Source organism: Chryseobacterium sp. JK1 (assembly GCF_050632815.1).
Taxonomy (GTDB): Bacteria; Bacteroidota; Bacteroidia; order Flavobacteriales; family Weeksellaceae; genus Chryseobacterium.
Map to the genome: position 1 here is coordinate 1 of NZ_JBODRU010000010.1, position 5,272 is coordinate 5,272.

Genomic DNA, 5,272 nt, shown 5'->3' on the forward strand with positions numbered 1-5,272 from the left:
AAAAAAATCCTTTATCGTTAAGATAAAGGATTTTTTAAAAATAAAATAAAAACTGGCGGCGGCCTACTCTCCCGCGTTAGCAGTACCATCGGCGCTGGTGGGCTTAACTTCTGTGTTCGGAATGGGAACAGGTGAGCCCCACCGCTAAAACCACCCTAAAGGTTGTATATAGCTTGAAGCAGAAGGCAAAAAACCTTAAGCTCGTGGCTTTTTAAGCGATAAAAACTTTCACAAAGAGGTAACCTTGCTGCACTTCCGTGCGCCATATTAGGCTATAAATCTACGGGTAATTAGTACTACTTGGCTATGACATTACTGTCTTTACACCTATAGCCTATCAACGTCGTCATCTCCAACGACCCTTAAAAGATGTCTCATCTTGAGGCGAGTTTCGCACTTATATGCTTTCAGTGCTTATCTCTTCCAAACGTAGCTACTCAGCAGTGCACCTGGCGGTACAACTGATACACCAGAGGTTTGTTCAATTCGGTCCTCTCGTACTAGAATCAAGCCCTCTCAAACATCTAACGCCCGCAATAGATAGAGACCGAACTGTCTCACGACGTTCTGAACCCAGCTCGCGTGCCACTTTAATGGGCGAACAGCCCAACCCTTGGGACCTTCTCCAGCCCCAGGATGTGACGAGCCGACATCGAGGTGCCGAACCTCCCCGTCGATGTGAGCTCTTGGGGGAGACTAGCCTGTTATCCCCGGAGTACCTTTTATCCTATGAGCGATGGCCCTTCCATACGGAACCACCGGATCACTATGTCCTGCTTTCGCACCTGATCGACTTGTAGGTCTCACAGTCAAGCACCCTTATGCCATTACACTCTACGCACGGTTACCAAGCGTGCTGAGGGTACCTTTGAAAGCCTCCGTTACTCTTTTGGAGGCGACCACCCCAGTCAAACTACCCACCACGCAATGTCCTTCTAAAAGAAGTTAGGCTCCAAGTAAGTAAAGGGTGGTATTTCAACGTCGGCTCCACAAACACTAGCGTGCCTGCTTCAAAGCCTCCCACCTATCCTACACATTACTTACTCAAAGTCAATACGAAGTTATAGTAAAGGTTCACAGGGTCTTTTCGTCCCATTGCGGGTACTCGGCATCTTCACCGAGACTACAATTTCACAGAGCTCATGGTTGAGACAGTGCCCAGATCGTTACACCATTCGTGCAGGTCGGAACTTACCCGACAAGGAATTTCGCTACCTTAGGACCGTTATAGTTACGGCCGCCGTTTACTGGGGCTTCAGTCAATGCCTTCGGTTTAACCCTAAGCACCTTCCTTAACCTTCCAGCACCGGGCAGGTGTCAGACCCTATACTGCATCTTTCGATTTTGCAGAGTCCTGTGTTTTTGATAAACAGTCGCCTGGGCCTCTTTACTGCGGCCACCATTGCTGATGGCGTCTCTTCTCCCGAAGTTACGAGACTATTTTGCCTAGTTCCTTAACCATGATTCACTCTAGCACCTTAGGATTCTCTCCTCGACTACCTGTGTCGGTTTTGGTACGGGTTGCTTCACTTCGGCTTTTCTTGGAAGCACTTTCCCTACAGCAGCTTCGCCCGAAGGCTAGGCCTTGACTATTCCGTCAGTCTCCAGTAAGTACGGCACTCCGTCCCCTTTTTAGTGTGAGCAAGTATGGGAATATTAACCCATTGTCCATCCACTACCCCTTTCGGGTTCGCGTTAGGTCCCGACTAACCCTCAGCTGATTAGCATGGCTGAGGAAACCTTAGTCTTTCGGTGAGCGGGTTTCTCGCCCGCTTTATCGTTACTTATGCCTACATTTTCTTTTCTATCCGCTCCACAATACCTCACAGTACTGCTTCGGCGCAAATAGAATGCTCTCCTACCAGATGTATTTAAATACAAATCCATAGCTTCGGTAATATGTTTATGCCCGATTATTATCCATGCCGGACCGCTCGACTAGTGAGCTGTTACGCACTCTTTAAATGAATGGCTGCTTCCAAGCCAACATCCTAGCTGTCAATGCAGTCCAACCGCGTTGCTTCAACTTAACATATATTTTGGGACCTTAGCTGTTGGTCTGGGTTCTTTCCCTCTCGGACATGGACCTTAGCACCCATGCCCTCACTGCCGTAGAACATTTATTAGCATTCGGAGTTTGTCAGGAATTGGTAGGCGATGAAACCCCCGCATCCAATCAGTAGCTCTACCTCTAATAAACTTATATACGACGCTGCACCTAAATGCATTTCGGAGAGTACGAGCTATCTCCCAGTTTGATTGGCCTTTCACCCCTACCCACAGGTCATCCGAAGACTTTTCAACGTCAACCGGTTCGGTCCTCCACTCTGTGTTACCAGAGCTTCAACCTGCCCATGGGTAGATCACAAGGTTTCGCGTCTAATCCTACTAACTATGCGCCCTATTCAGACTCGCTTTCGCTCCGGCTCCGGTACTTAATACCTTAACCTCGCTAGTAAAATTAACTCGTAGGCTCATTATGCAAAAGGCACGCCGTCACAGCATTACGCTGCTCCGACCGCTTGTAGGCGTACGGTTTCAGGTTCTATTTCACCCTTCTATTCGAAGTGCTTTTCACCTTTCCTTCACAGTACTTGTTCACTATCGGTCTTTCAGGAGTATTTAGCCTTGGAGGATGGTCCCCCCATATTCAGACAGGATTTCACGTGTCCCGCCCTACTCATTTATCATCTTAATATGCCTTTCGAGTACAGGATTATCACCTTCTACGATTGTTCTTTCCAGAACATTCCTCTAAACATATAAAGACTTTTGGGCTAATCCGCTTTCGCTCGCCACTACTTACGGAATCTCTTCGATTTCTTTTCCTCCGGGTACTTAGATGTTTCAGTTCTCCGGGTTTGCTTCCCCTAAGGGATGACATGTCTTCAACATGCCGGGTTGCCCCATTCGGACATCTGCGGATCAATTCGTGTGTGCCAATCCCCGCAGCTTTTCGCAGCTTACCACGTCCTTCGTCGCCTCTGAAAGCCTAGGCATCCGCCATACGCCCTTAACGATTTCTTTCCTAATAATTATATTAGTTCAGTATTTTTTGATAAATTCGCATTTATCGATATTTTTATAAACTCGGCACTCGAAAGTGCTCGGTTATCTCTTTGTGATGTCTTTACCGTTAATGTCAATGATCTTAATGTCTTCTTGTCAAACTGATGAACAGATGTTGTTTTTGGCTCCATCCGTAACTTTTAAATCAGTCTTCCAAAACTGTGGAGAATAAGGGAGTCGAACCCTTGACCTCCTGCGTGCAAGGCAGGCGCTCTAGCCAGCTGAGCTAATTCCCCTCTAGGTGCTGTTGGCTACTTGCTTTTGGCTTTTTTGCCATCAGCTATATGCCAGCCGCTTTAATTAGTAGTCTCGGGCAGGCTCGAACTGCCGACCTCTACATTATCAGTGTAGCGCTCTAACCAGCTGAGCTACGAGACTGTCTGTTAGACGTAAAGAGGATAGACTAATAGATAATAGACCATTCGCCTCTCTCTAATTCTTTCTTCTTTGTCTCTCTCAATCCCTTTACTAATTTCTAGTGGGTTTTGTATTTTTAATATAAATCAACCAAACAAAAAACTAAAGCTTGAACTTTAAGTAAGTTCTGTACCTTACGGTACTAATTTTGTTTATCGTCTTAAAGACGCTCTAAAATGAGATGTTCCAGCCGCACCTTCCGGTACGGCTACCTTGTTACGACTTAGCCCTAGTTACCTGTTTTACCCTAGGCAGCTCCTATTACGGTCACCGACTTCAGGTACCCCAGACTTCCATGGCTTGACGGGCGGTGTGTACAAGGCCCGGGAACGTATTCACCGCGCCATGGCTGATGCGCGATTACTAGCGATTCCAGCTTCATAGAGTCGAGTTGCAGACTCCAATCCGAACTGAGACCAGCTTTCGAGATTTGCATCACGTCACCGTGTAGCTGCCCTCTGTACTGGCCATTGTATTACGTGTGTGGCCCAAGGCGTAAGGGCCGTGATGATTTGACGTCATCCCCACCTTCCTCTCTACTTGCGTAGGCAGTCTCACTAGAGTCCCCAACTTAATGATGGCAACTAGTGACAGGGGTTGCGCTCGTTGCAGGACTTAACCTAACACCTCACGGCACGAGCTGACGACAACCATGCAGCACCTTGAAAAATGTCCGAAGAAAAGTCTATTTCTAAACCTGTCATTTCCCATTTAAGCCTTGGTAAGGTTCCTCGCGTATCATCGAATTAAACCACATAATCCACCGCTTGTGCGGGCCCCCGTCAATTCCTTTGAGTTTCAAACTTGCGTTCGTACTCCCCAGGTGGCTAACTTATCACTTTCGCTTAGTCTCTGAATCCGAAAACCCAAAAACGAGTTAGCATCGTTTACGGCGTGGACTACCAGGGTATCTAATCCTGTTCGCTCCCCACGCTTTCGTCCATCAGCGTCAGTTAAGACATAGTAACCTGCCTTCGCAATTGGTGTTCTAAGTAATATCTATGCATTTCACCGCTACACTACTTATTCCAGCTACTTCTACCTTACTCAAGACCTGCAGTATCAATGGCAGTTTCACAGTTAAGCTGTGAGATTTCACCACTGACTTACAGATCCGCCTACGGACCCTTTAAACCCAATAAATCCGGATAACGCTTGCACCCTCCGTATTACCGCGGCTGCTGGCACGGAGTTAGCCGGTGCTTATTCGTATAGTACCTTCAGCTTCCCACACGTGGAAAGGTTTATCCCTATACAAAAGAAGTTTACAACCCATAGGGCCGTCGTCCTTCACGCGGGATGGCTGGATCAGGCTCTCACCCATTGTCCAATATTCCTCACTGCTGCCTCCCGTAGGAGTCTGGTCCGTGTCTCAGTACCAGTGTGGGGGATCACCCTCTCAGGCCCCCTAAAGATCGTAGACTTGGTGAGCCGTTACCTCACCAACTATCTAATCTTGCGCGTGCCCATCTCTATCCACCGGAGTTTTCAATATCAATTGATGCCAATCAATATATTATGGGGTATTAATCTTCCTTTCGAAAGGCTATCCCCCAGATAAAGGCAGGTTGCACACGTGTTCCGCACCCGTACGCCGCTCTCAAGATTCCGAAGAATCTCTACCGCTCGGCTTGCATGTGTTAGGCCTCCCGCTAGCGTTCATCCTGAGCCAGGATCAAACTCTCCATTGTATGTTTGTCTGACTCACTCAAAGTTTTTTAACGCTTTAGTTTTTCCTTACTTGGTTGTTATATTGTATGTCAATGATCTTTATATCTTTCGCTTT

At 47.3% G+C, this 5,272-nt stretch carries 2 tRNA genes and 3 rRNA genes; all 5 read right to left on the reverse strand.

What is annotated here, in order from left to right:
* Window positions 1-50: 50 nt before the first annotated feature.
* Window positions 51-158 (reverse strand): 5S ribosomal RNA (gene rrf / locus ACQ76T_RS25050).
* Between the two features lie 112 nt (window positions 159-270).
* Window positions 271-3,027: ribosomal RNA gene (locus ACQ76T_RS25055) — 23S ribosomal RNA — on the reverse strand.
* Window positions 3,028-3,231: 204 nt separating this feature from the next.
* Window positions 3,232-3,305, reverse strand: a tRNA-Ala gene (locus ACQ76T_RS25060).
* Window positions 3,306-3,373: 68 nt separating this feature from the next.
* Window positions 3,374-3,447: transfer RNA gene (locus tag ACQ76T_RS25065), tRNA-Ile, on the reverse strand.
* Window positions 3,448-3,660: 213 nt separating this feature from the next.
* Window positions 3,661-5,177, reverse strand: a 16S ribosomal RNA gene (locus ACQ76T_RS25070).
* Together the 16S, 23S and 5S rRNA genes with 2 tRNA genes alongside form the textbook arrangement of a ribosomal RNA operon.
* Window positions 5,178-5,272: the final 95 nt, after the last annotated feature.